Here is a 25,159-nt window from a genome sequence, read left to right on the forward strand (position 1 = left end):
ATACAAAAATAAAATTTGCATCATTTGTATTTCCTGATTAATTGAAGAAGTTAATTTATTTTTCTTATATCGCTCTCCAGTTACATTTTTGCTTTATTTTTGACCTGAAAGATTCGAGTAATTTCTTGTCAAATTTTTAAAACTGTGTAAAAAATAAAACACTATTCAGCCAATTTATGCATTTAGGATGAATGCATCTGGCATAGCAATTGCTTTTTAATCAATACCTCGAACTACACAGACATGGATCAATAAGAAGAATTTTATGCAAAATTTACAAAGTTTAATGGAAACTTTAAGCGGCTGGGTCTGGGGCCCTTATATGCTGGTACTGATTGTTGGTACCGGGATATTCCTTACCTTCCGTTTATTGTTCTGGCAGTTCCGCATGTTGCCCCTAGCCTTTAAACAGGTCTTTGGCAAGCATCCTGACCATTCAGGTGATATTTCCCAATTCGCTTCACTCATGACCGCACTCTCTGCCACGATTGGTACCGGTAATATTGCCGGCGTAGCCACTGCCTGTGTCCTCGGTGGTCCGGGTGCGGTGTTCTGGATGTGGATGACTGCCCTGTTTGGTATGGCGACCAAATATGGCGAAGGTGTTCTGGCAGTCAAATACCGAGTGAAAAATGAGAAAGGTGAAATGTCCGGTGGTCCGATGTACTACATCGAGCGGGGTCTGAAATGGAAATGGCTGGCGCTGATTTTTGCCTTGTTCGGGGCACTGGCTTCTTTTGGGATCGGCAGCTCCGTACAGTCCAATACCGTAGCATTGGCAGTGCAAAACAGCTTGGGCATCGAAACCTGGATGACAGGTATTATTATTACTGCCTTTTCGGCACTGGTGATTTTGGGCGGGATTAAATCGATTTCCAGAGCAGCGTCACTGATTGTTCCTATTATGGCTATAGGCTATGTGGCAGGGGGATTAATTATCATTTTTAATAATCTCGAACTGGTCGTTCCTGCGCTTAAAATCATCTTCACCTATGCCTTTACTGGAGAAGCCGCAGTGGGCGGTGCAATTGGTGCGGCGATTCGTTATGGTGTGGCACGTGGTGTATTCTCAAACGAAGCCGGCATGGGTTCTGCGCCGATTGCTGCTGCAGCGGCAAAAACCGATCATCCAGCCCGTCAAGGTCTGGTGTCTATGACCGGTACCTTCATTGATACTATTATTGTCTGTTCAATTACCGGTATTGTTCTGGTGATGGGTTATATCATGGCCGGTAATTCATTCGGAGATCAAACCGGTGCCGTATTGACCATCGGTGTATTCGACAAGCTGCTACCTGGTATTGGCGGCTGGGTGGTGACTTTCGGGATCATTTTCTTCGCTTATTCCACCATTTTGGGCTGGAGCTACTATGGCGAAAAATGTACCAGCTATTTACTTGGCGAAAAATTCGTTTTGCCCTATCGCATTATTTATATTGCCTCAGTGTTTATCGGCTGCATTGCAACACTGGATCTGGTCTGGCTATTCGCCGATACCTTTAACGGCCTGATGGCGGTGCCGAACTTAATCGCATTATTATTGCTATCTGGGGTCATTGCCAAAGAATCGAAAGACTTCATTGCAAGACGTAAATCTGGTGAACTTTATTAATTGACAAGTTATTTAACTACTCAAGCCAAAATAGTAAAAAGCCACGTTAATCGTGGCTTTTTCTGTTTCATCTTTTCCATTCTTCATCATGAAAATTTAGCAACGTAAACCACTACAAGCCAGCTTGTCCCACTCAGATTCAAGCTCCAGTGCCAGTCCTAAAGATAAAACAAAAAACTGAATGCCTTTAATTTTCATATTGCCCTGTTCATCTTCCAGATACTCACTCAGTTTTTGATAGGTTTTATGATGCAGATCAAAAGGTACATCCAGATAAAGACCACCTAGGTAGATTTCACTATGGACGGTTTGATCCACACCTAAACACGGCATATAGGCAATCCCCTGTTGCTCTAGCCAGCCGATCAACATCTGGCGAACCGAGTTTGCATCCCGATCTGGATGTACATAATGATCAAAATGCACGAATAACACATCACGGTTTTTTTCACGTGCGATCGCATCAATATGTTTCAGCAATTGTGACAAGATCTGTTCCATTCCAGCATAACAAGATAGGCATTATAGACGGCGTTACCGCACAGTATTCAAATCAGCATAAATAAAAGCGACAAACCTTGTCGTAAAAACCATGATTTTTCAGGTGAAAGGCTTGGTTTTCGATGGCATTCACCGCTATGCTGTCACTCAATTTCAATCGCTTCATCTTCAAATATGGCTAAAGCAAAAAGTGTGTATCGTTGTGAACAATGTGGTGCCGATCATCCAAAATGGTCGGGGCAGTGTTCTGAATGCGGGGAATGGAACAGCCTGGTTGAGGTGACCATTGCACCGGCAGTGACACATCGCGCCCAGCCAAAAATTGGTGGTGGATATGCAGGCCAGGCGTCCAGTATTACTACCTTAAATCAGGTCTCAGTCTCTCATGAAACCCGTCTGCCGACGGGTATTAGCGAATTTGATCGGGTCTTGGGTGGCGGACTAGTGACCGGTTCGGTGGTTCTGATCGGCGGTGATCCCGGGATTGGTAAATCCACCATCTTGCTACAAACAGCCACGCACATGGCATCTGCCAAAAATCCGGCCCTGTATGTGACCGGTGAGGAATCCTTGTCTCAGGTGGCTTTACGTGCCCAGCGTCTGGATCTGCCAACTGACCAGCTCAAAGTCATGGCAGAAACCTGCGTCGAACGTATTTGTGAAGTACTAGCACAGCAACGTCCTGCAGTAGCCATTCTGGATTCAATCCAAACCCTGTATACCGAAACCCTGCAATCTGCCCCGGGCGGTGTCTCACAGATTCGTGAATCAGCGGCCCTGCTGACCCGTTTTGCCAAAAATAGCGGCACATCTTTATTCTTGGTCGGTCATGTAACCAAAGAGGGCGCCCTGGCCGGCCCACGTGTACTGGAACATATGGTCGACTGTGTACTGTATTTTGAAGGCCAGTCGGATTCACGTTACCGAATGATCCGAGCGGTTAAAAACCGTTTTGGTGCGGTCAATGAACTCGGTGTGTTCGGCATGACCGACAAAGGTCTGCGCGAAGTATCTAATCCTTCAGCCATCTTTTTAAGCCGTTATGATGAAGCCATTCCCGGTTCGATTGTAATGATCAGCCGCGAAGGTACGCGCCCGCTTCTGGTTGAGGTTCAGGCGCTGGTCGATGATGCACATGGCCAACCAAGACGTGTAGCACTTGGCTTGGATCAGAACCGTCTAAATATGCTCCTTGCAGTCATGCATCGGCATGGCGGTGTGCAAACCTCCGGCCAGGATGTTTATGTCAATATCGTCGGTGGTTTGAAAATCACCGAAACCGGTTCGGATCTGGCGGTACTTCTCGCCTGCGCTTCCAGTATCCGTGGCAAAGCCTTGCCGCAACAGCTGGCGGTTTTTGGTGAAGTCGGACTGTCTGGAGAGATTCGTCCTGTGCCGAACGGCCAGGAACGCCTAAAAGAAGCGATCAAGCATGGGTTTAAATACATTATTGTCCCTCGCGGCAATGCACCGCAAAAATCCATTGAAGGCGTGCAAATTATTGCAGTTGCGCGTTTACATGAAGCCTTGAGCGAGGCAATGGCGCTAAGTGATGAACTCAACTAACTATGAACTGGCCTATTTGGTATAAAGAGCAAAAAAATACAGATTTTTGATTGAAATTCCACACAAAGCCTATATAAATAGACTGTACAAACAGGTTTTATTCTCATAGGAAAAATGAATGGAAGTTCGACAGCGCGGTTTGATCACAGGTATCTTGACAGCAGTTTTATTGGTTGCGCCTTTTGCAGCTGAAGCAAAACGTGCCGGTGGCGGTAAAAGTCACGGCATGCAACGTTCTGCACAGCCTACTCAATCTTATCAACAACCTCGTCAAGCTGCGCCTGCTCAACAAGCGCCAGTTGCCGGTGCTGCAACCCAGCAAAAATCTGGTCCGGGTGTCGGCGGTATGGTTGCTGCGGGTGTAGCCGGTGCTGCGATTGGTGCAGTTGCTGCCAACGCCTTGGCGGATGATCAAAGTGTAGCAGCGTCTGAAGCTCAGGCTGCTCAAGCAGAAGAGGAAAAAGGTGGTATTCCGGGCTGGATCTGGATCCTTCTTGCTGCTGCTGTTGCCTTCTTCATTTTCCGTAAAATGGGCGCAAAAAAAAAAGTAGCTTCTAACCCATACGCACCAAATAGCGGTGCTGGTAATACAGCACCTTTTGGTCAAGCACCGGCTACACCTCGCGGTGGTGACAGTACCAATATTTTTGGCCAGAACGTGGGTAATCAAACGTCAAGCAATAATGCTCCGTTCGGTTCTGCTCCAGTAAATAACGCGCCTTTTGGTACAGCTTATACCCAAAGTGGCAGCCAGTTACCGGATGGTACTGAACCTGCAGCGTTCTTGCGTGTAGCGCGTCAGCGTTTTAACCATATTCAGTCTATGAATACAGCAAGCAACATTTCTGAAATTCAGCGTTACTTGACCCCTGATCTTTATCAGTCAATGTATAACGACATCATGAACAATCAGGATCAGGATGTTGCCGAGTTTTCAAATCTGAATGCGATGGTCGTCGACTCATCTACAGACAATGGCCAGTATATTGTCAGCGTACGTTTCACCGGTACGGTCAGCGAAGACTTGAACAGCTTGCCACAGCCATTTGCGGAAATCTGGCACTTTACTAAACCAGCAGGTTCAAATCAGGACTGGGTGGTTGCAGGTATTCAGCAAGACTAATTCTCGATCAATTATTTTTAAACAGCGGCTTTCGGGCCGCTGTTTTTATTTTTAAAGCTTCTATATTTTGTTCAACACTTCCCGTACTGCCCTCCTCTTTAAAGTTAAAAAATAGTTCTTTTTATTTTTCATATAAATACTTTTATATTTCGTATTTAAAATATAAACAATAATTGTTATCATTCGCATTAAAATCACTTAACAAGTTTAAAGACAGAATTTTCGATGATGAATAGTCCGAATATGCAAGCCATAGCGACTGGAACAGTTACTGCACCAAATCCCTCAAGCAAAAATAAAGTCAAAGCAAATATGCTGGCTTATCGTGGGATGATTTTATATCGCTTTCTTCTGGCGGGTGTCGGCGGTTATATCCTTGCTTCGCTGACCGCGATCGTGATTGCCCAGTTATTTATGAATGCTGGAAGCAGCGCAGCCATGTCGGCCACTCTGATTGGTTTTAGCTTAAATACTGTAGCTTTTATCTGGGTATTTATGGTGAACAAGACCATGAAAGCCACGCTCGGGATCGTGATTCCCAGTGTTTTGCTCTATATCACCTATAAATTCCTAGGAAATTAGAATGAGAGTAGATGCAAAACAGGAAGGTCCACGCCAGTCGATGTCGTGGTTGCATACTTGGGCCAGTCTGATTTTAGGATGGCTTTTATATGCGATATTTTTAACTGGAACCTTGAGTTTTTTCCAGAATGAAATCAGCATCTGGATGAAACCGGAATTTCATCAGTCAGTCCCGCAAAAGACCCAGATCGAACAGACGCGTGTGGCATTAGCTTATCTGCAACAGCATCATCCGGATGCTGGCAGCTGGGCGATCCAACTTCCTAACTCACGCCAAAATACCACCACCCTGACTATTCGTAGTACCGGCGAAGATCCGCGTGCCCGTCGTGGCGGTACCCGTGTGACGATTGACAGCGCCACGGGTGAAGTTTTGCAAGCGCGTGAAACACGTGGTGGCTCCTTCCTATACCGCTTTCATTTTGAATTGTATGGTTTGCCAAGAATCTGGGCACGCTGGATTGTCGGCATTGCGACCCTGCTCATGCTGGTAGCGATCATCAGCGGTGTAATTACCCATAAAAAAATCTTCAAAGACTTTTTCACTTTCCGTCCAGGCAAAGGTCAGCGTTCCTGGCTAGATGCGCATAATGCTACTGCGGTATTTGCCCTGCCCTTTCATATCATGATTACCTTCAGTGGCTTATTACTGCTGCTCTTTACCCTGATGCCTTGGGGTGTTAACCAGATTTATGAAAATCGAGGTGCATTTCTGCAAGATCAACGCAAGAGCTTGATTCAGGACAACAGCATTCAGGCTGAATCCCGTGAAAGCCATAGTGAGAGTAAAGAACGTCGACCGCAAGCTGAGAGAGAAAATCGTGGCGAGCGTGGTGAAATGTCGGCACGGGGTGCAGGACGCCGCTCTCGTGATGAAATGCAAGCTGCACCTCCTGCAGCGTTAACCGATCTGGCTCCGATCTTGGCAACAGCCGAGAAAGAATGGAAAAATAATCCGGTTGGTACAATTAACATTATCCAGCCAAATACCGCTAAAGCCGAAATTGAGCTTCGTGCCTTAAATGGAGTCAGTGTGGCTTATCGTAGTGTTTATCCGAGTCTTGCTTTCAATGGCGTGACAGGTGAATTAAAGCCGGATCAAACCACACTGAAACCGCCTTCAGTCGCAAATGGTATTTATAATGTATTCACCACATTGCATGAAGCACGTGGCGTGGACTTGGCTCTACGCTGGTTATTGTTCATGTCAGGTGTGGTGGGCACCTTGATGATTGCGACCGGTTTGATTCTATGGTGTGTCAAACGTGCCCCGCAACAACAGAAACAAGGTTATAAATCTTTTGGTTATCGTCTTGTGGAAGTGACCAATATCGCTGCCATTATTGGTTTACCTATTGCTTGTGCTGCCTACTTTTATGCCAATCGTATTATTCCGGCAGACATGGAAATGCGTTTAAACTGGGAAATTCGTAGCTTCTTTATCGTCTGGTTGCTGACTTTGCTGTATGCCATAATTCGTAGCAATCGACAAGCCTGGCTAGAGCTTCTAATGCTTGCAACTGTGGCATTCGCATTGTTGCCAATCCTGAACTTCCTGACGGGTGGTCAGGCGATCTGGAATAGCATCCTGCATGATCAGTGGATGATTGCTTCTTTTGATCTGGCGATGTGGGTTCTTGCGATCCTGTTCTGGTTTGCTTTCAAGAAAGTTAAAAACCATACCGGTTTGCCGCTTAAAAAGGCCAAAGCTACTCTCAAGGAAAATCAGGCATGATGTTCTTCTTATTGATTTGGGCTTTAACCAGCCTCGGTTTCTTTGTGCTTGCAGCATCTATGTCCAAGCATCAAAAACAGATCTTTGCTAAAGAGTTAGATGCTTCCAAAACCAGATTAGCCACCATCATTGGCTGGGTGATCTTGATTATGGCACTTATCCTTTGCCTACTCACTGGCACAATCAGCAACATGATCAGTTACTGGCTGGGAAGTCTGACTTTGGCAGCATTGTTCGTGGGTTTAAGTCTGAGTTATCTGGCAAGTAGAATTAAAGTGATCGTAATGTTCTGTGTGTTCATAGCCTCGATCTCAGGGATTATTTGCTTGATCTAGTTGATTGATTCATCACTACCTTTTTAAAAGCTGATCTTCGGATTGGCTTTTTTTCTTTAAACCTTTTAGTCTACCCACAATATTTTTGAGATGTTGATATGACCCAGCGTGTTTCTCCCTCTGCTGCCCTGACTAATCTTGCCTTAGCGGGCAATGCTGAAGCGCAATTTGAACTGGCTGAACTGTATATGCAAAGCGAGCATGATGATGACATCATTCTGGCTGAAGAATGGGCATTGAAAGCTGCCAACGGCGGACTGGTTGATGCAATGTATTGGTTAGGTGAAGGTTATACCGTTTATGCCAAAGAATTAGCAGAAGAAGATCCGGAAGAATCCAAAGCTCACTTTGAGTTAGCCTATTACTGGTTAAGCAAGGCCAATATTGAGAAGCACCCTGCTGCGACTTTAGAACTGGCAGGTTTCTACCGTCGCGGTGATGTAATTGAAAAAGATGTAGAGAAATCGATTTCTTTAGTCAAACAGGCTGCGGAATGGGGTGAAGTTCAGGCCATGCGCGATCTTGCTTTTATTTATGCCAATGGTTTAGGCGTAGAGGGCGATGAGGAACAAGCAGAATTCTGGACCCAAAAAGCGGATGCTGCTGAGCAAGATACTAAATAAAGAAAAGAAGCCCTTCAGATGATGGGCTTTTTTAAACGCATAATAATGACGATAAAATTAAATATCGTGCTTACTCCCCTGTTAGGCGGGAGAATCAAAAAAAAAGAATAAATAGAAAATATTCGATTTTAATGCCTACAGGCTGACAGGCTTTTGATCAGTTAAAAACTCAAAGCTTAGAAAACAATTAATATTATCTTTTTTCAACTTGGCTCATTCATAGAATCCAAGTACAATACGGCGCTAGTCGAGGGATGCTGCGACGTTTTACAGGCACTAAATGTAAAATCGCTAGGCTCGACCATCGGTCAGACATTCGTTCTGATCAACAACGGCATCCGCGAACAGAACGATCCAATCTATTTTTTCCTAGGAGATCCTGATGAACGCGGTTACTGCTTCATTTACAGATTACAAAGTTGCTGATATTTCACTTGCTGATTACGGCCGTAAAGAAATTAAACTTGCTGAAGCTGAAATGCCAGCCCTCATGGGTCTGCGTAAACGCTACTCAGCAGCAAAACCACTTGCAGGCGCGAAAATTCTCGGCTGTATCCACATGACCATTCAAACTGCCGTTTTAATTGAAACACTGGTTGAATTGGGCGCTGAAGTTCGCTGGACTTCATGTAACATCTTCTCTACTCAAGACCATGCTGCTGCTGCTATCGCTGCTGCGGGCATTCCTGTATTTGCTTGGAAAGGCGAAACTGAAGAAGAATACATGTGGTGTCTTGAACAACAAATCAATGTAAATGGCAAACCTTGGGATGCCAACATGATTCTTGACGATGGCGGTGATTTAACGCTACTTGTTCACGAAAAATACCCAGAAGTGATTGCAAAAATTCACGGTGTAACTGAAGAAACAACGACAGGTGTTCAACGTCTGTACGAAATGCTTCGTGATGGCACTTTAAAAGTTCCTGCAATCAACGTAAATGATTCAGTAACCAAGTCTAAAAACGACAACAAATACGGTTGCCGTCACTCACTAAATGATGCAATCAAACGTGGTACAGATATGCTTTTATCTGGCCGTCGTGCGCTGGTAATCGGTTACGGTGACGTAGGTAAAGGTTCTGCTCAATCCCTTCGTCAAGAAGGCATGATTGTACGCGTAACTGAAGTTGATCCAATTTGTGCAATGCAAGCATGCATGGACGGTTACGAAGTTGTATCTCCATACAAAAATGGTGTGCAAACTGGCAAGAAAGAAGACATCAATGTTGACCTTCTTCAGAATACTGACCTGATCGTAACGACTACGGGTAACTACCACGTTTGTGATTCAGCAATGCTTGATTCATTAAAAGCGGGCGCTGTTGTATGTAACATCGGTCACTTCGATACTGAAATTGATACAGCTTACCTACGTGGTTACAAGTGGGTTGAAGTTAAACCTCAAGTACACCAAGTGTATCGTTCAGAAAATGAAAATGATTACCTGATCCTTCTTTCTGAAGGCCGTTTGGTGAACCTGGGTAATGCGACTGGTCACCCATCACGTATTATGGATGGTTCATTTGCCAACCAGGTATTGGGTCAAATGCATTTGTTCGCTGAGAAATTTGCTGATCTTCCAGAATCTGAAAAAGCTGCACAAATTCGTGTAGAGCTTCTTCCTAAGAAATTAGATGAAGAGGTTGCTGCTGCGATGGTTGCTGGTTTCGGTGGTGTCTTGACTCAATTGACTCAAGAACAAGCGGATTACTTGGGCGTTCAAGTTGAAGGTCCGTTTAAAGCGGATGCTTATAAATACTAAGTTTTTACCTCTCCTAAGTCCTCTCCTGAAAGGAGAGGACTTACCCCCTGATTCATAAATCGTGAGGTTTCCCCCTCTCCCTTTGGGAGAGGGTCAGGGTGAGGGTAAAGAATTAATACAAGTATTTATAAAAAAGGATTTGAACATGTCTAAACAGATTCCAATTTCATTTGAATTCTTCCCAACCAAAACTGATGTAGGCGCGGAAAAACTCAAGGTTGTACATCAAGAGTTACAACTCTTAAATCCAGAATTCTTTTCTGTGACCTATGGTGCTGGCGGTTCGACCCGTGAACGCACCCTGTCTACCATCAATGACTTTAATGGAAAAGGTGCACCTGTCGCCCCTCACTTGTCTTGTATTGGCGATGACAAAGCACGTATTGCTGAACTTCTAGACCTGTACAAATCTCAAGGCATTAACCGTATTGTTGCCCTGCGTGGTGACTTGCCTTCAGGCCAAGTGGGTTTGGGTGAATTACCTTATGCAGCTGATCTGGTTCGCTTTATCCGCGAACATTCAGGCGATCATTTTAAAATTGAAGTCGCAGCTTATCCGGAAATGCATCCACAGGCAGAAAGCTTTGACAAAGACATTCAGCACTTTGTTGAAAAAGTTCAGGCCGGTGCCAATGCCGCTTTAACCCAGTTTTTCTTCAATCCAGATGCCTATTTCTATTTTGTAGATCGGATCCAGAAAGCAGGAATCGATATTCCGGTTGCCCCTGGCATCATGCCAATTACCAATGCCAGCAACCTGATTCGTTTTGCTGATGGTACCGGTGCCGAGATTCCACGCTGGATTCGTAAGCAACTGGCAACTTATGGTGACGATACTGCCAGCATTAAAGCCTTTGGCCATGAAGTTGTGGTTAAATTCTGTGAGCGTCTGCTTGCAGGTGGTGCACCAAGCTTGCATTTCTATACCATGAATACCACTGACCCGACCCGTCAGCTGGTCACTGATCTTGGTTTAGCTTAAGCCCTTTATTTCACCGACTTTTTGAGTAGAACGATCAATGCCACGTTTTTATATAGATGCTGATTTAACTGTTGATGTCAGCCTTGAGCTTACGGAAACTGTATTTCATCATTGGGTAAAGGTTTTACGCGCACAAGTCGGTGAAAGCGCGACCCTGTTCAATGGACAGGGTGGCGAATATGACGTGACTTTAACCGAGGTTGCTAAAAAATCAGCCACCGTCTCAGTCAATGCATTTAATCCTGCCAATCGCACACCTAAGTTCCAGGCTTTGCTCGGTCAGGTGATGAGCAAAGGCGACCGTATGGATTATGCGATTCAAAAAGCAGTCGAACTGGGCGTTTCCGAAATTCAGCTGCTGACTTCAGATCGTTGTGAAATGCGTTTAAAGTATGATCGTGACCAGAAAAAACTGGATCACTGGCAAGGTATTGCCATTGCCGCTTGTGAACAATGTGGTCTAAACATTGTACCCAAGATTTTAGCGCCCATCTCACTTGAAAAATGGCTAGAAAATGAATTGCCAAACACCAAACTGGTTTTAGCACCCAATAAAGATGAAACAGATGTACTGGCAGAGGCGACCTTAGATCTTGCCCTGCTGATTGGCCCTGAAGGTGGCCTGAGTGAGGCAGAAATTAGTGCCGCAAACCAGAAAGGTTTTCTCAACTGGTGTATAGGTGAGCGCGTCCTGCGTACCGAAACTGCTCCTGTTGTTGCCCTGTCAATTTTGAATTATGTGCTTTAGTTCATCGGATGAGTAAAAATTTGTCTTTAATTTTGTTGATTTTTATTTTTAAGACATCTAATCTCGACTAAAGAATAATAAATACTTATTAATTGATTTCACACATTTCCTGGGGTTTTTTATAATAACAATGCACAAGGACGAAAACCGTTTAGGATGAATACAGGCATTGAATCACATGGTTGATAATCAGGACGACTATATTCAGCAGCATTTACATGATGCTCAGATTGCGAACACGCTTCGTCATAGTCGCTATTTTTTGCTCAGTATAATGGTGATCTGCCTTTATATTTTTTGTATTTATCACATTCAATATAGCCCGTCTAATACGTATTTTAATACCTGGTTTATTCTGACAGAATTTCTGGTCAGCATGTGTTGGCTGGTAAGTACGCTGTATTTTAAACCTGAACAATATAACCAGAAAAGTGCACACCGCTGGTTACAGATACAGAGTCTGGCTGTTGGCATCAGTATCGCGGCAGGTATTTTTACGATTTATTATTATTTGCCACAGGCCAATCCTGCATTTGAAGATATTGAAGCACTGACCTTGTCTGCCTTGTTGCTGATTGTTACCCAAGCTTTCGGTTTAACCTACCTAACCCAGAAACTGAGCTATTTTTGTCTGGTCTTTTTGCCGTCCTTATTCCCTTTTTTACTGTCGCAGCTTGACCATGTCGGTCATTCCAATCCCTTTTTTGGTCTGGCCTTAAACTTTGCGCTCATAGTGATTCTGCTGTGCGCGACAAGTAGTTATCGAATTCACAGCCGCACCTCACGTCTGTATGCGGAAAATGATATTTTGGTGAAAAATGCAGAACAGCAAGTGCATTGGACTGATGAACTGTGCCAGCAACTCAAAACTGAAGTCAATAAATCCAAAGATATTGAACAGCAATTACAGCTCAGTAACCAATTGCTGGAGCAAAAAGTACGGGAACGTACCTATGATATTGAACAGATCAATCATGACCTGAAGAATCAGCAGCAGAATCTAAAACTTGCACATGAAATTGCCGGTATTCGGCCATGGGACTGGAATATTCAAGAGCGCAGCATCACCTTAACCAATCATAAAGACGAAAAGATTCTGCGCGATTCCAAAGACCACCATTTGCAATTACAGTATCTGATTCACCCCGAAGATCTGGACTATTTTAAGCGCAATATGAAACAACATCTGCGTGGCCAGATTAAACGCTATGATGCCACTTACCGGATCAAGCTCAGTGAAGGTGGCTGGAGTTGGGTGCATGATATTGGTCGGGTGATCAGTCGTGATCCTAAAAATAAAAAACCCTTGCGCATGGTCGGCATCCGTCGTGATATCCAGCAGGAACGTCTGTCTCAGGAACGTTTAAAGCTGGTGGCCAGTGTACTGGAACAGGCTGCGGAAGGCATTTTCATTCTGAATCCTGATTTGGATTATATCGATGTCAATCCTCACTACGAATACCTGAGCGGTTTTGAGCGTGACGAAATTATCGGTAAATCCTTATTTGATATTGCGGTGCAAAATAAATCCCAGCAACGTACTTTTCAGGCCAATATTGTCAAACAGATTCAAAAGATTGGCTCTTATGATGGAGAGGTTTATGCCAAATTTCTGTCTGGTAAAGAGTCGACTTTATGGCTGCATATTAATGCCGTGACTGATGATGAAGGCCGGATTACCCATTATATTGGCATTGTCTCAGATCTGACTGAACGTAAATTACAGGAACAGCGCCTGTCCTATCTGGAAAATTACGACACGCTGACCGATTTACCGAACCGCTTCTATTATAACTATCAGCTGCACCAATATCTGGTTTCGCAAAAAGACTCTATTAAAGAGATGGCGGTGATTCGGCTTAACATCGACCGTTTCCGGCCATTGAATGAATACCTGTCCAATAACGGTGGTGATGAACTTTTACGTCAGGTGGCGCAGCGGCTGCGCATGACCAATGCAGAAGCGCTATTTGTGGCACATCTAAACGGTGATGATTTTGCCATTCTCTATGAAATTTCGCATATTCGCCCTTCAGTTCAGCACCATTGTGAACGCATTGCTCAGGCCTTTAGCAGACCATTTAATATTTACGGTCAGGAGCATGTGATTACCCTGTCCATGGGAGTAGCATTTTATCCGGATCATGGCCGTCAGCTGGATTATTTAAATAACTGCGCTGAACAGGCATTGAACGAAGCCAAAAATCTCGGCGGCAATACCATTCATTTTTATTCCAGTGAAAATAATGCTTTACAGAACAAAGGAGTTTTCCTGGAACGTGATTTGCGCAAAGCAATCCAGAATAATGAACTGGTGGTGTATTATCAGCCAAAAATCAATTTCAGCGATCAAAGCATTTATGGCTTCGAAGCGCTGATTCGCTGGAACCATCCAGAAAAAGGCATTATCGCACCAGGCCTATTTATACCGTTAGCTGAACAGACCAGCCTGATTTCAGACATTGGCCGTCTGGTGATCCAGCAGGCCGCTAAACAGATTCGCCAATGGAATGATCTGGGCTTTAATCATATTTGTGTATCAGTCAATATCGTGGCGCAGCAATTGCGTCGTGGTCAATTACTTGATGATCTGGACCAAGCCATTGCAGACAACCATATTTCTGGCGCCAGTCTGGAACTGGAAATTACCGAATCTTCTTTAATCGAAAATTCGGAAGCGGTTAAAAATCTGCTGAATGAGATTAAACAGCGACATATTCATATTGCCCTAGATGATTTTGGTACAGGTTATTCCTCCCTCTCCTATCTTGCTGATTTCCCTATTGATACCTTAAAAATTGATCGCAGTTTTGTTTGCAAGATTGGGGAAAACAAGCAGGCAGCGATTGTCAGCGCCATGGTGGCCATGGGTAAAGCCATGGGCATGACCGTGGTCGCGGAAGGGATCGAGACTGAAGAACAGCTAGAATATCTACGTGATTTAGACTGTGATATTGCCCAGGGTTACTTATTTTCCAAACCGCTTCCTGAGCAGGATGCAACCGCTTATTTAGTACGAGACAAGACGCATCAGACTTATATATCTCAAGTCTAAGTCCATACCCGAGCACAATAAGTTTGTTGGAAAAACGGCCGTCTTTGTCTGTCCGAACTGGCCAACAAATGGTATATTCAGGAACATAAATAAATTTTTTGCCCGCTGACCGGGTAATCTTTACAACGATCGAGAGACTGATGGACGAACAATCTTTAAAGCAACAGGCCCTTTACTATCACGAATTTCCTACCCCGGGGAAAATCAGCGTTACACCAAGCAAACAATTGGTCAACCAACGTGACTTGGCCCTTGCTTACTCGCCTGGCGTAGCTGCACCATGTCTTGAGATTGAACGCGACCCTTCAACTGCTGCATTGTATACGGCTCGTGGTAACCTGGTTGCTGTCGTGACCAATGGTACTGCCGTGCTTGGCCTGGGTAATATTGGTCCTTTGGCTTCTAAACCTGTTATGGAAGGTAAAGGCGTATTATTCAAAAAATTTGCTGGCGTTGATGTATTCGATATCGAAATTGCTGAAAATGATCCAGACAAAATTGTGGATATTGTCGCTGCATTAGAACCGACTTTCGGCGGGATTAACCTTGAAGATATCAAGGCGCCAGAGTGTTTCTATATCGAGCAAAAATTGCGTGAACGCATGAATATCCCGGTATTCCATGATGATCAGCACGGTACTTCGATCATTGTCGGTTCTGCGCTCCTCAATGCGTTACAAATCAACGGCAAAAAAATTGAAGACATCAAGATTGTGGCTTCAGGCGCGGGTGCTGCTGCACTGTCTTGTTTGAATCTGCTTTGCGCTCTGGGTGCTAAAAAAGAGAACATCATCGTTGCCGATTCACGCGGTCTGCTGACTACGCATCGTGAAGGCCTGGATGAATCCAAGAAAGCCTATGTACAAGACATCGAAGCTACTCAGCTCGGTGACGTGATTGCGGGTGCAGACATGTTCCTCGGTCTTTCTGCTGCGGGCATTTTGACCAAAGAAATGGTCAAGGTCATGGCTGAAGATCCGATCATCTTTGCCTTGGCAAACCCGGATCCAGAAATTCTGCCTGAACATGCGCATGAAGTACGTGATGACGTGATCATGGCAACTGGCCGTTCTGACTATCCGAACCAGGTGAATAACGCACTGTGCTTCCCGTACATCTTCCGTGGTGCATTGGACGTTGGTGCAACCACCATTAACGAAGAAATGAAAATTGCCTGTGTCCACGCGATCGCGCGTATGGCACACGTTGAAGCTGATGCGGCGACTTATGGTGAAAAATCTGCATCATTTGGCCGTGAATACCTGATTCCGGGACCACTGGATCAACGTTTGATTCTAGAAATCGCACCTGCTGTTGCACAAGCAGCCATGGATTCTGGTGTCGCGACGCGCCCAATCAAAGATTTCTCACATTATCGTCAACGTTTGTCTGAGTTTGTCTACAACTCTGCATTCATGATGAAACCGATTTTCGAACAAGCCAAATCTGATCCTAAACGTATTGCTTATGCGGAAGGTGAAGACCTGCGTGTACTTCGCGCAGTTCAAATTGCGGTAGATGATGGTCTGGCAATTCCAATTCTGGTGGGTCGCCCAGTTGTAATTGAAGCCAACATCAAAAAATTGGGTCTACGTCTTGAAGATGGCGTGAATATCACGATTGTCGATCAGGAAAAGAACCCGAACTACGAAATGTTTGCAGACGATTACTACAACATCATGCAGCGCAAGGGTGTAACGCCTGAATATGCACAGCGTGAAGCACGTCGCCGCTCGACCCTAATCGCAGCGATGCTTGTGAAACATGGTATGGCAGACGGTATGCTGTGTGGTACGTATTCAAGCTACGACATTCATCTGGACTTTGTCAGCAACATCATTGGCAAGAAAGATGGTCATAACACCTTCTTTACCCTGAATGCCTTGATGCTTGAAGACCGCAACCTGTTCATTGCCGATACCTATGTCAATACTAATCCAACGGCTGAACAGCTGGCTGAAATGACCATTCTGGCGGCTGAAGAAGTCCGCCGTTTCGGTATGACACCACGTATTGCCCTGCTTTCTCATTCAAGCTTCGGTTCAGACCAGCATGATGCCAGCGCGCAAAAAATGCGTAAGGTATATGACATCCTGTCTGAAATCGCGCCTGAGCTGGAAGTTGAAGGTGAAATGCACGGTGATGCTGCACTGGATGAGAACATTCGTCAGTTTGCATTCCCGAATTCACGTTTCAAAGGCTCTGCAAACTTGCTGATCATGCCGAATCTGGATGCAGCCAATATCTCGTTTAACCTGTTAAAAGCAACTTCAGGCAACAACGTAACGATTGGTCCAATTCTGTTGGGTGCTGCGAAACCTGTCCACATTTTGACGCCGACTGCGACCACGCGCCGTGTGATCAACATGACTGCACTGACTGTTGCAGAAATCCAGCAAGCAGAACAAGATGCACTTTAAGCCAATGACAAGATAACGACGCATCAGCCTCGTTTCTTAACTTGAGAAAACCTCTATTCTGTAGCATGATGCTTGTAAGAATAGAGGTTTTTTCATGCAAGTTTATTTAGTAGGCGGCGCAGTTCGAGATCATTTGCTCGGACACCCCTATCACGAAAAAGATTATGTGGTCGTTGGTGCAACTCCCGCGCAAATGCTTGACTTAGGCTATCAGCCCGTAGGCAAAGATTTTCCTGTTTTTCTACATCCCCAAACAAAAGAAGAATATGCACTGGCGCGTACCGAACGTAAATCTGGCGCCGGTTATCATGGTTTTGAGTTTCATACCGATGTCAGCGTTACACTGGAGCAAGATCTGATTCGTCGCGATCTGACCATTAATGCTATGGCCATGGATGATGCCGGCCAGGTTTATGATCCTTATGGCGGTCAACAGGATCTGGAAAACCGGATTCTACGTCATGTTTCCGATGCCTTTGTCGAAGATCCATTACGGGTACTGCGGATTGCCCGTTTTGCTGCCCGTTATACGAGTGCAGGCTTTGTGATTGCCGATGAAACCTTGGCATTAATGCAACGCTTGACTGAATCCGGTGAATTAAATGCATTGACACCGGAACGCGTCTGGAAAGAGACTTCCCGTGCTTTATCCGAACGTCATGCTGATGTGTATTTTGAAGTATTACGTCAATGTGGTGCTTTAAAGGTACTCTTCCCTGAGATTGACGCCTTATATGGCATTCCACAGCGCCCTGAATATCATCCGGAAATTGACTGTGGCATTCATACCATGATGTCCTTGCAGCAGGCGTGTCGTCAAAATTATAGTCTGGATGTACGTTTTGCCGTTTTAGTGCATGACTTAGGAAAAGCTTTGACGCCAGTTGAAGAATTACCGCGACATATCATGCATGAAGAGCGAGGCATCAAGCCAGTGAATGAACTATGTGACCGCTTAAAAGTGCCGACGTATACCAAGCAGCTGGCTTTAGCAGTGTGCAAAGAGCATCTAAAATGCCATCAGGCCTTTAATCTTAAGCCGGGAACCTTATGGCGATTATTGCAACGTCTGGATGTGTTACGTCGTCCTGAACGTGTCGAAGCTTTCGTTCAGGCGTGTGAATGTGATTCACGTGGCCGTTTGGGTCTGGAAGATCGTGTCTATCCACAAGCACAATATGTCCTTGATGCCATGCAGACCGTACGTGCCATCAAGGCACAAGACCTGCCTGCCGACATTCAGGGACCGGATATTGGCGAAATGCTGATTGAACGACGGATTCAGGCACTCGGTGAACTCAAAGCACAACAAACCGTAGCAATTGAATAATAAAAAAAGCACCCTCGGGTGCTTTTTTTATAGCTTAATTTCTCTTTATCAAAAAAGGAATTAAGAAATATTGAATCCGCATCATCAGGAAATATCTGCCGGAAAAGTAATCACCTGCTCCAGTTTCATTTGATTGGTTGCAATCATCAACAAACGGTCAATTCCAAGGGCAATTCCAGAACATTCCGGCATATTCGGTAAAGCCGCCAGTAAATACTCATCGATGGGCATGACATGCAAGCCCAGCTTGGCCCGTTCTGCATTATCCGCCTCAAAGCGCGAACGCAATACGTCGGCATCAATCAGCTCATCATAGGCATTGGCCAATTCTAAACCTTCGATATACAGTTCAAAACGTGCGGCGACCAGTTCACCATCTTCATCGGTTCGGGTTTTGGCCAGTGATGCCATTTCAGGGGGGAAATCAGTCAGGAATACTGCAGTATCAAAACCCAGACTCGGTTCAACCATATGTGAAAATAACAGGTCGATATAACCGAGACGATCCTCGCCTAAATCCAGATTGAGTCCAACGCGGCGGCAGCAATCTTTCAGTTCCTGTAAAGTGGCTTGAAGTGGATTGAGATCCAGACGATCCATGAAAGCATGTTTATAGCTCAGAATGGTCGGACGGACTTCGCCAAAACGTGCTTTCAAAGTCACATTCAGCAAATCCGATACTTCAAACATCAGATCTTTTAAGCTAAATCCCGGGCGATACCATTCCAGCATGGTGAATTCGCTATTGTGCTTGCGTCCATGCTCATCATTGCGGAAGACCTTACAGATTTGGTAAATGGGTCCACTACCACTGGCCAATAAGCGCTTCATAGCAAATTCGGGTGAGGTCTGCAAATAATGCGTATTCAGTTTACCCAGCACATGGCGCTGTGCCTGTACCGAGGCTAAATGCACATCGGTCACACCAGCTTGAGACAAAATCGGTGTTTCAACCTCTAATACATCCCGCTCAGCGAAATACTGGCGGATTTGACGATATAAGGTTGCACGCGCGTGCATGGCTTGAAGGTCACAAGTGGGGTGATAAGTCATCGTCATGCCTTCGGCCCACCATGAGCTGCCCACTCACGACGCAGCGGATAAGTTTTACGTAAATGATCAAATGCCTGCTGATCGATTTTGCCTTCTTTGAGACAGGCGCGTAGATTGGCATCATCACGAGCAATGTCATAAATTTGGGATAAATGCTGTTGCAATGCCATTTTTAAATTCTGCCCATGAAAAAACTGCTCACAGACAGGCAGCTGGGTTTCAAACTGTTTACTGGCTGCAAAACCGAAAGTTTGACAAAAAGCCTCATAAATCATCTGAGTACCGCGCGCTTTGCCTTCCAAGCTATAACCGGCAATATGCGGAGTCACCAAGGTTACTAGATCCAGAAGTTCTGCTGAAATCAGCGGTTCGTGTTCAAAGACATCCAAAATCACGGTTCGGTGTGTCGCCTGTATATCCTGGATTAGCGCGGCCTCTTCAATGACTGGCCCACGTGCTGAATTAATCAGGATTGGGTCAGGCTGCATTTTTGCCAACGCAGCAGCATTAAATAAATGATAGGTTGGATATGCGCCTGTTATGGTTAAAGGGACATGAATCGAAATTGCATCCGCCTGCTGCAGCAATTCATGAAATTCAACTTGATTAATCTGCTCTCTTTGCACAAAAGGATCGCAACCGAGCACACGCCAACCCAAGATCTTCGCCATGTAGGCCAGTCGGGTTCCGACATTACCCAAACCGACAATACCCAGGGTAAATGTCGTATTGGCATCGAGTAATTCAGGACGTACCTGCAATAATGCGGTAATGACATATTCAGCCACTGCTTGCGCATTACAGCCGGCTGCATTACTCCACTGAATCCCATGTTGTTCTAATGCAGCAATATCCAAATGATCTGTACCAATGGTGGCACTGCCCACAAATTTGATCGAACTATTCTGTAGCAGTACTTCATTGACCTGAGTCACTGAACGTACCAGCAAGCTATCGGCATCTTTGACATCATCTGCGCTTAAGGTTCGCCCTGCACAATGTTGAATATCACCAAATTCGGAAAAGAAATAATCGGTAAATGCCAGATTTTCATCTGCGACAATTTTCATAATGAGATCCATATGATGCTTGGGCGTATGATAGCGCGTTGGCGCCTCTGACTCTATATTTGGCCGATACGTCCATTTTTCAAGATTTTATGCCTTGAGTTCAGGACTGAGGAATTGAACATTCAACCTATACAGCCTCAAAAAGCAAAACCCCAATCTTTCGACTGGGGTTTTAAAAATTTGGCGGAAGCGGTGAGATTCGAACTCACGGAGGACTCACACCCTCGTCGGTTTTCAAGACCGGTGCATTAAACCGCTCTGCCACGCTTCCTTGGCCGCCATCATATAAATAAATTAGATTTTTGGCAATAAAATTTAGCGAAACTTCTATAAAAAGCGGCTTATTCAGCTAAAAATCATCCGAAATCAAAGCCAACCTGGGCATTTTCATTCAAAGATTTGAATCTTGAAATGATCTTGAGTTGTATTTAACTCAGTAGAGAATAATGAGAGAAATAACCACATTCAGCATCAAGCGGATCAACAACTGAAAAAATATTCAGACATAAAAAAACCCAGTCAAATTGACTGGGTTTTTAAAATTTGGCGGAAGCGGTGAGATTCGAACTCACGGAGGACTCACACCCTCGTCGGTTTTCAAGACCGGTGCATTAAACCGCTCTGCCACGCTTCCATGGCCGACATGATATAAACAAAAATCATGCTTGGCAAATATTTTTATGCTTTCACTGCATCAACTGCACAAAATAAAATCAATTACATTAATCTGCTGAATTTTCTGGCTTTTCATAACGAATTGAGTTGATGAACCAAAGTTTCTTGCCGGAGGGGGTCAATACCTCGGCCTCATCATCGACCTGCTTGCCTAATAACGCGCGTGCCATCGGTGAACTGATCGAAATATGTTGCGGATGATGATCATAAATTTCATCTACACCAACAATGCGTAAAGTTTTTTGTTCGCCTTCTTCGTTTTCAATTTCTACCCAAGCACCAAAATAAACCTTACCCTCCTGCTCCGGGGAAAAATCGATGATTTTCAGTTCTTCGAGGCGCTTGCCGAGATACCTGACCCGTCGATCAATTTTACGCAAAATTTGCTTGTTATATTGGTAGTCTGCGTTTTCAGAACGGTCGCCGAGACTGGCTGCCCAGTTCACTTTTTTGGTAATTTCAGGACGCTCTTCATGCCAGAGATTCTTAAGTTCTGCCACCAATTTATCGTGTCCAGCACGGGTGATTAAGTTGGATTTCATACGTCTTGCTGATCATATTTTCAGTGTTTTAACTTACAAACAGCTTATTTTATTTACCATTTTAACACAATGGCAAAATTCCAAAAAAATTAACTTTATATTTCAGTATCTTAAAATTATTTTAAAAATAATTTGTGTACAAAATTTGACAATCGTTTTTTAGATCATTAATATGCCAGCAACTTCCGGAAATGCTTACTTTTTAATCTATGTAGTTTTTCTACATAATTATCTTTAAATCTCTTGTCATTTTGAATGACGTCATGACTGCCCAACCCTTATTGAATTTATCAAACTGTTAAAATTTCTGGCTTTGTTGGCTGTGATTTTTAGGGCATAAATTACTTGTAGCGGAGACAACATGCACAGTAGTTCATCCACTGGGTCGAGGCTTTGCCTAAGATCTGTAATTTCTTCTCTCCCTTTGAAAGCACTTGTACTGAGCACTGCATTTATTCCCCTACACAGTATCAATGCAAGTAAGACCACACTTCAGTTTGATCATGTGGTCAATAGCAATAAGTTGACCGTGGTTGCGGTTGAAAATCCGACTACCGTATTCCAGGATGGACAACATCTACATGGCTTCGGTTATGATCTGGTTCGTAACTATGCCAACAATCTGAATGTAAAGCTCGATTTTAAAATCGTTCCTGATAATCAGACTGCCCTACAATGGGTTGCTCAGGGTAAAGCCAATCTGGCTATGACGACTACCGATATACGCACCATTGAAAATAAGCGTTTGACGTCATTCTCAGCCACTTGTGGCGATGAATCGATTCTGTCGAGTAATGGCTTGAATACCAATTTAAATCTGGTGTTTAAATCTGCTACAGATCCTTTGAGCCAGACGGCCAGTGCTTTTGTCTGCAAAGGCAAACAAAGTGGTGCCATCAAGCAGCTTGCTTCATTTTATAATCAGAATGTCGTGAAAGAGGAATCTTGGACCACCATTCAACGTGATTTGAACAACCGTCTGCCGATCTATGAAGCGAGTTTTAAACAGACAGCGCAGCAGTATGACCTGGATTGGCATTTACTGGCGGCCATTGGTTATCAGGAATCTTATCTGAAACCGAATTCAGTTTCTCCGACGGGTGTGCGTGGTTTGATGATGCTGACCAACAGTACAGCAAAAGCCATGGGCGTGAGTAACCGTACCGATCCTGCTCAAAGCATTCAGGGTGGTGCCAAGTATTATGATCAAATGCTTAGTCGCTATGATCATATTCCTTTTCCAGATCGGAACTGGTTTGCACTGGTAGCTTATAATATGGGCCCAGGTGCAGTGAATCAGTTGCAAAAGCGCATTCAGTCGCAAGGCAAGAACCCGAATAACTGGGTGAACTTATATGCCTATCTGGATCAGAATAAAGCCAATAATGGTCGCTACCGTCAAGCGGTACAATATGTGACCCGCATTCGTGCTTATTTGGAACATATCAAGACCACACCACAATTGGTGAATATCTAAGCTAAAACCTTAGCATTAATCAAAATGACATAAAAAAAGCTTACCTCAGGGTAAGCTTTTTTCGTCTTTATTCAGGCTAATGTCTTAGCAGAATTAAGCCGTAGTATTTTCAAGCACTTTCTTGAACAAATCTTTTTGTTCCTGACTTGGCTTTGCAGTTTGAAGTGCCATCAATTGTGACATATCACCCTGTACTTTGATTTTGCCGGTCATGAAGGCCTGCATCGCAGCAGCCATATCAAATTCCAGGAAAACTTTACGTAGAGTTTCGCCATCCATATTCAGCGTGGTTTTGGCATTTGAAGACAAACCTTTCTTGATTGCCCCACCATCTAAAGATAGTTCAGTATTACCTGTAGTGTCCGCTACAACCAAATTAATCGCAAGGTTCGCCAAAGCTGGTGGCAAATTCAAATCGCCAGCTTGCGCAGTTAGAGTTTCTACAGTTGAAAACCAATCATCAGTTAAAAAAGCAGGCATGATCTTTCCTCAAATTATTTGTTCATTTGTGTCGACTATCCAGACGACATCATGTTGAAGCTATTATGCTTGTGCTTTGTTATATCATGATCATTAGCGCAAAGGCTAACGAATTTTGTACGCGCCGTTCAATTTTTGTAGTTCTATTTTTATTTATGTTTATAAGCAGACATCAACCCGCGGGCTGATGTCTACACGTTCTAAAATTAGTCTGCAGCAAAGCCCAGATTAACCATATTGATCCGGCGGTTCTCGCCTTCCACCGCTTCTTCAGTTGAATCACCACCTTTGAAGTCGAATTCACGCTGGCTATCCAGAACTTCAAAATCAAATAATTCACGATCGACTAACTGTGATGGCGAAACATTTTGCAATGCGCCAAAAATGCTGTGCAGACGTTTTGGATGTGCTTTATCCCAATCACGTAACATGTCATTGATAATTGCGCGCTGCAGGTTGTCCTGAGAGCCACATAAATTACATGGAATAATTGGAAATTGACGCATTTCTGCATATTTAATGATGTCTTTTTCTTCCACATAGGCCAGTGGACGAATCAGAATGTTCTTTTTGTCTGAAGACAACAGTTTTGGTGGCATAGCTTTCAAGCTGCCGCCATGGAACAGGTTCAGGAAGAAAGTCGCCAGGATATCATCACGATGATGGCCTAAGGCAACCTTGGTCGCACCAATTTCCTGCGCAAAACCGTATAAAGAACCACGACGCAAACGCGAACAGACTGCACAGTAGGTTTTACCTTCAGGCGTCAACTTTTTGGTGATGCTGTAGGTGTCTTTTTCCAAAATGTAATACGGAATGTTATTTTCTTCTAAATAACGCGGTAATACATCTTCCGGGAAGCCTGGCTGTTTCTGGTCCAGATTCACAGCCACTACATCGAAATTGATCGGTGCGATGCGCTTGAACTGTAGCAGGATATCCAACAGGGTATAACTGTCTTTACCACCAGAAATACACACCATGACCTTATCGCCTTCTTCAATCATCTTGAAGTCACGAATGGCATGTCCGACCTGGCGGCGAAGCTTCTTCAACAAACGGTAGTAGGCTGAGCTTGTTGGCAGTTCAGGTTTGAAATTAAATCCTTGTTCGGACTCAACTGGCGAGTACATAGACGAGATTAACCCATAAAAAAAATACCGCGCAATTTTAGCCGATTCAGACCGCTATCGCATCAAAAGAATTTATTTTCATGAAAATGTCTTATTAGTTTCATTTTCATGTTTTATTTAGGGCGTGTCATCAATTAAGCCATATCATGATTGAAGCAAGGTAGATTGCTGACAGGAAGTTTTGAGCCAATTTATCATAGCGCGTAGCAATACCTCGATACTGCTTGAGCTTGGCGAAGAAGTTCTCGATCAGATGTCTTGCTTTATAAAGATGTTGGTCATAATCACGCTGATCAATCGCGTTACTTTTGGATGGCATCACGATCTGACCCTTGATCTTATGGATTGGATC

21 protein-coding genes and 2 tRNA genes are annotated in these 25,159 nt (G+C 44.3%); 14 read left to right on the forward strand and 9 right to left on the reverse strand.

Translation table 11 applies throughout. The annotated features are described in order from the left end of the window. Positions 1 to 265 precede the first annotated feature (265 nt). Positions 266 to 1,612, forward strand: a complete 1,347-nt coding sequence (locus BFN00_RS05085; protein ID WP_071850647.1) for an alanine/glycine:cation symporter family protein — start codon at positions 266 to 268, stop codon at positions 1,610 to 1,612. Between the two features lie 96 nt (positions 1,613 to 1,708). On the opposite strand, the gene BFN00_RS05090 is transcribed toward BFN00_RS05085, so the two are convergent. After that, positions 1,709 to 2,113: a hypothetical protein gene (locus BFN00_RS05090; RefSeq protein WP_071850648.1), complete on the reverse strand. Its 405-nt coding sequence runs from the start codon at positions 2,111 to 2,113 to the stop codon at positions 1,709 to 1,711. A 174-nt stretch (positions 2,114 to 2,287) separates the two neighbouring features. Between BFN00_RS05090 and radA the strand changes: the two genes are divergently transcribed. The 12 genes from radA (at position 2,288) to BFN00_RS05150 (ending at position 18,377) form a co-directional block, all read left to right on the forward strand. Next, on the forward strand, positions 2,288 to 3,679 hold the full coding sequence (gene radA / locus BFN00_RS05095) for a DNA repair protein RadA (protein ID WP_004731817.1): 1,392 nt from the start codon (positions 2,288 to 2,290) through the stop codon (positions 3,677 to 3,679). A 118-nt stretch (positions 3,680 to 3,797) separates the two neighbouring features. After that, the gene (locus tag BFN00_RS05100) at positions 3,798 to 4,802 is read left to right on the forward strand and encodes a Tim44 domain-containing protein (RefSeq protein WP_071850649.1); all 1,005 of its coding nucleotides are present in this window, start codon (positions 3,798 to 3,800) and stop codon (positions 4,800 to 4,802) included. 228 nt (positions 4,803 to 5,030) lie between these two features. Further along, positions 5,031 to 5,384, forward strand: a complete 354-nt coding sequence (locus tag BFN00_RS05105) for a hypothetical protein (protein WP_438938539.1) — start codon at positions 5,031 to 5,033, stop codon at positions 5,382 to 5,384. A gap of 1 nt (position 5,385) precedes the next feature. Further along, complete coding sequence (locus BFN00_RS05110) at positions 5,386 to 7,119, forward strand: PepSY-associated TM helix domain-containing protein (RefSeq protein WP_071850651.1); 1,734 nt, start codon at positions 5,386 to 5,388, stop codon at positions 7,117 to 7,119. Next, positions 7,116 to 7,454 carry a DUF3325 domain-containing protein gene (locus BFN00_RS05115; protein ID WP_071850652.1) on the forward strand — a complete coding sequence of 113 codons (339 nt, stop codon included), beginning with the start codon at positions 7,116 to 7,118 and terminating at the stop codon, positions 7,452 to 7,454. The genes BFN00_RS05110 and BFN00_RS05115 overlap by 4 nt, the downstream gene beginning before the upstream one ends. 98 nt (positions 7,455 to 7,552) lie before the next feature. Next, positions 7,553 to 8,077 (forward strand): tetratricopeptide repeat protein, encoded by a 525-nt coding sequence (locus BFN00_RS05120; RefSeq protein ID WP_071850653.1) that lies wholly within the window; start codon positions 7,553 to 7,555, stop codon positions 8,075 to 8,077. A 382-nt stretch (positions 8,078 to 8,459) separates the two neighbouring features. Continuing rightward, positions 8,460 to 9,842, forward strand: coding sequence for an adenosylhomocysteinase (gene ahcY, locus BFN00_RS05125; RefSeq protein ID WP_071850654.1), 1,383 nt, complete (start codon positions 8,460 to 8,462; stop codon positions 9,840 to 9,842). Between the two features lie 145 nt (positions 9,843 to 9,987). Then, positions 9,988 to 10,824, forward strand: a complete 837-nt coding sequence (gene metF / locus BFN00_RS05130; RefSeq protein ID WP_005265840.1) for a methylenetetrahydrofolate reductase [NAD(P)H] — start codon at positions 9,988 to 9,990, stop codon at positions 10,822 to 10,824. A gap of 37 nt (positions 10,825 to 10,861) precedes the next feature. After that, a complete protein-coding gene (locus BFN00_RS05135) occupies positions 10,862 to 11,572 on the forward strand; it encodes a 16S rRNA (uracil(1498)-N(3))-methyltransferase (RefSeq protein ID WP_071850655.1) in 711 nt (236 codons plus the stop codon). Between the two features lie 178 nt (positions 11,573 to 11,750). Then, positions 11,751 to 14,627, forward strand: coding sequence for a putative bifunctional diguanylate cyclase/phosphodiesterase (locus BFN00_RS05140; RefSeq protein WP_071850656.1), 2,877 nt, complete (start codon positions 11,751 to 11,753; stop codon positions 14,625 to 14,627). A 140-nt stretch (positions 14,628 to 14,767) separates the two neighbouring features. Continuing rightward, positions 14,768 to 17,047, forward strand: a complete 2,280-nt coding sequence (locus BFN00_RS05145; RefSeq protein WP_071850657.1) for an NADP-dependent malic enzyme — start codon at positions 14,768 to 14,770, stop codon at positions 17,045 to 17,047. A 94-nt stretch (positions 17,048 to 17,141) separates the two neighbouring features. Beyond that, positions 17,142 to 18,377, forward strand: coding sequence for a multifunctional CCA addition/repair protein (locus tag BFN00_RS05150; protein ID WP_071850658.1), 1,236 nt, complete (start codon positions 17,142 to 17,144; stop codon positions 18,375 to 18,377). A gap of 84 nt (positions 18,378 to 18,461) precedes the next feature. Here BFN00_RS05150 and epmA read toward each other — a convergent pair whose 3' ends face one another. The 5 genes from epmA to greB all read right to left on the reverse strand — a co-directional run bounded on the left by epmA (position 18,462) and on the right by greB (position 21,717). Further along, a complete protein-coding gene (gene epmA, locus BFN00_RS05155; protein WP_071850659.1) occupies positions 18,462 to 19,436 on the reverse strand; it encodes an EF-P lysine aminoacylase EpmA in 975 nt (324 codons plus the stop codon). After that, a complete protein-coding gene (locus BFN00_RS05160; RefSeq protein WP_071850660.1) occupies positions 19,433 to 20,500 on the reverse strand; it encodes a 4-phosphoerythronate dehydrogenase in 1,068 nt (355 codons plus the stop codon). The genes epmA and BFN00_RS05160 overlap by 4 nt, the downstream gene beginning before the upstream one ends. Before the next feature lie 181 nt (positions 20,501 to 20,681). Next, positions 20,682 to 20,771, reverse strand: a tRNA-Ser gene (locus BFN00_RS05165). 273 nt (positions 20,772 to 21,044) lie between these two features. Continuing rightward, positions 21,045 to 21,134: transfer RNA gene (locus BFN00_RS05170), tRNA-Ser, on the reverse strand. An 88-nt stretch (positions 21,135 to 21,222) separates the two neighbouring features. Continuing rightward, the gene (gene greB, locus BFN00_RS05175; protein WP_005103930.1) at positions 21,223 to 21,717 is read right to left on the reverse strand and encodes a transcription elongation factor GreB; all 495 of its coding nucleotides are present in this window, start codon (positions 21,715 to 21,717) and stop codon (positions 21,223 to 21,225) included. Between the two features lie 361 nt (positions 21,718 to 22,078). Here greB and BFN00_RS05180 point away from each other — a divergent pair, with 361 nt between their 5' ends. Beyond that, positions 22,079 to 23,194 (forward strand): MltF family protein, encoded by a 1,116-nt coding sequence (locus BFN00_RS05180; protein ID WP_004280534.1) that lies wholly within the window; start codon positions 22,079 to 22,081, stop codon positions 23,192 to 23,194. A 93-nt stretch (positions 23,195 to 23,287) separates the two neighbouring features. Here the strand turns inward: BFN00_RS05180 and BFN00_RS05185 are convergent, their stop codons facing one another. From BFN00_RS05185 to BFN00_RS05195, 3 genes are all read right to left on the reverse strand, one after another. Then, a complete protein-coding gene (locus BFN00_RS05185) occupies positions 23,288 to 23,674 on the reverse strand; it encodes an SCP2 sterol-binding domain-containing protein (protein ID WP_004280536.1) in 387 nt (128 codons plus the stop codon). Between the two features lie 206 nt (positions 23,675 to 23,880). After that, positions 23,881 to 24,807: a tRNA 2-thiocytidine(32) synthetase TtcA gene (ttcA, locus tag BFN00_RS05190; RefSeq protein WP_004280538.1), complete on the reverse strand. Its 927-nt coding sequence runs from the start codon at positions 24,805 to 24,807 to the stop codon at positions 23,881 to 23,883. Positions 24,808 to 24,937: 130 nt separating this feature from the next. Further along, on the reverse strand, positions 24,938 to 25,159 hold a 222-nt coding region (locus BFN00_RS05195), incomplete at its 5' end, for a transposase (RefSeq protein WP_213032100.1).

The organism is Acinetobacter sp. AR2-3, assembly GCF_001878775.1.
Taxonomy (GTDB): Bacteria; Pseudomonadota; Gammaproteobacteria; order Pseudomonadales; family Moraxellaceae; genus Acinetobacter; species Acinetobacter lwoffii_D.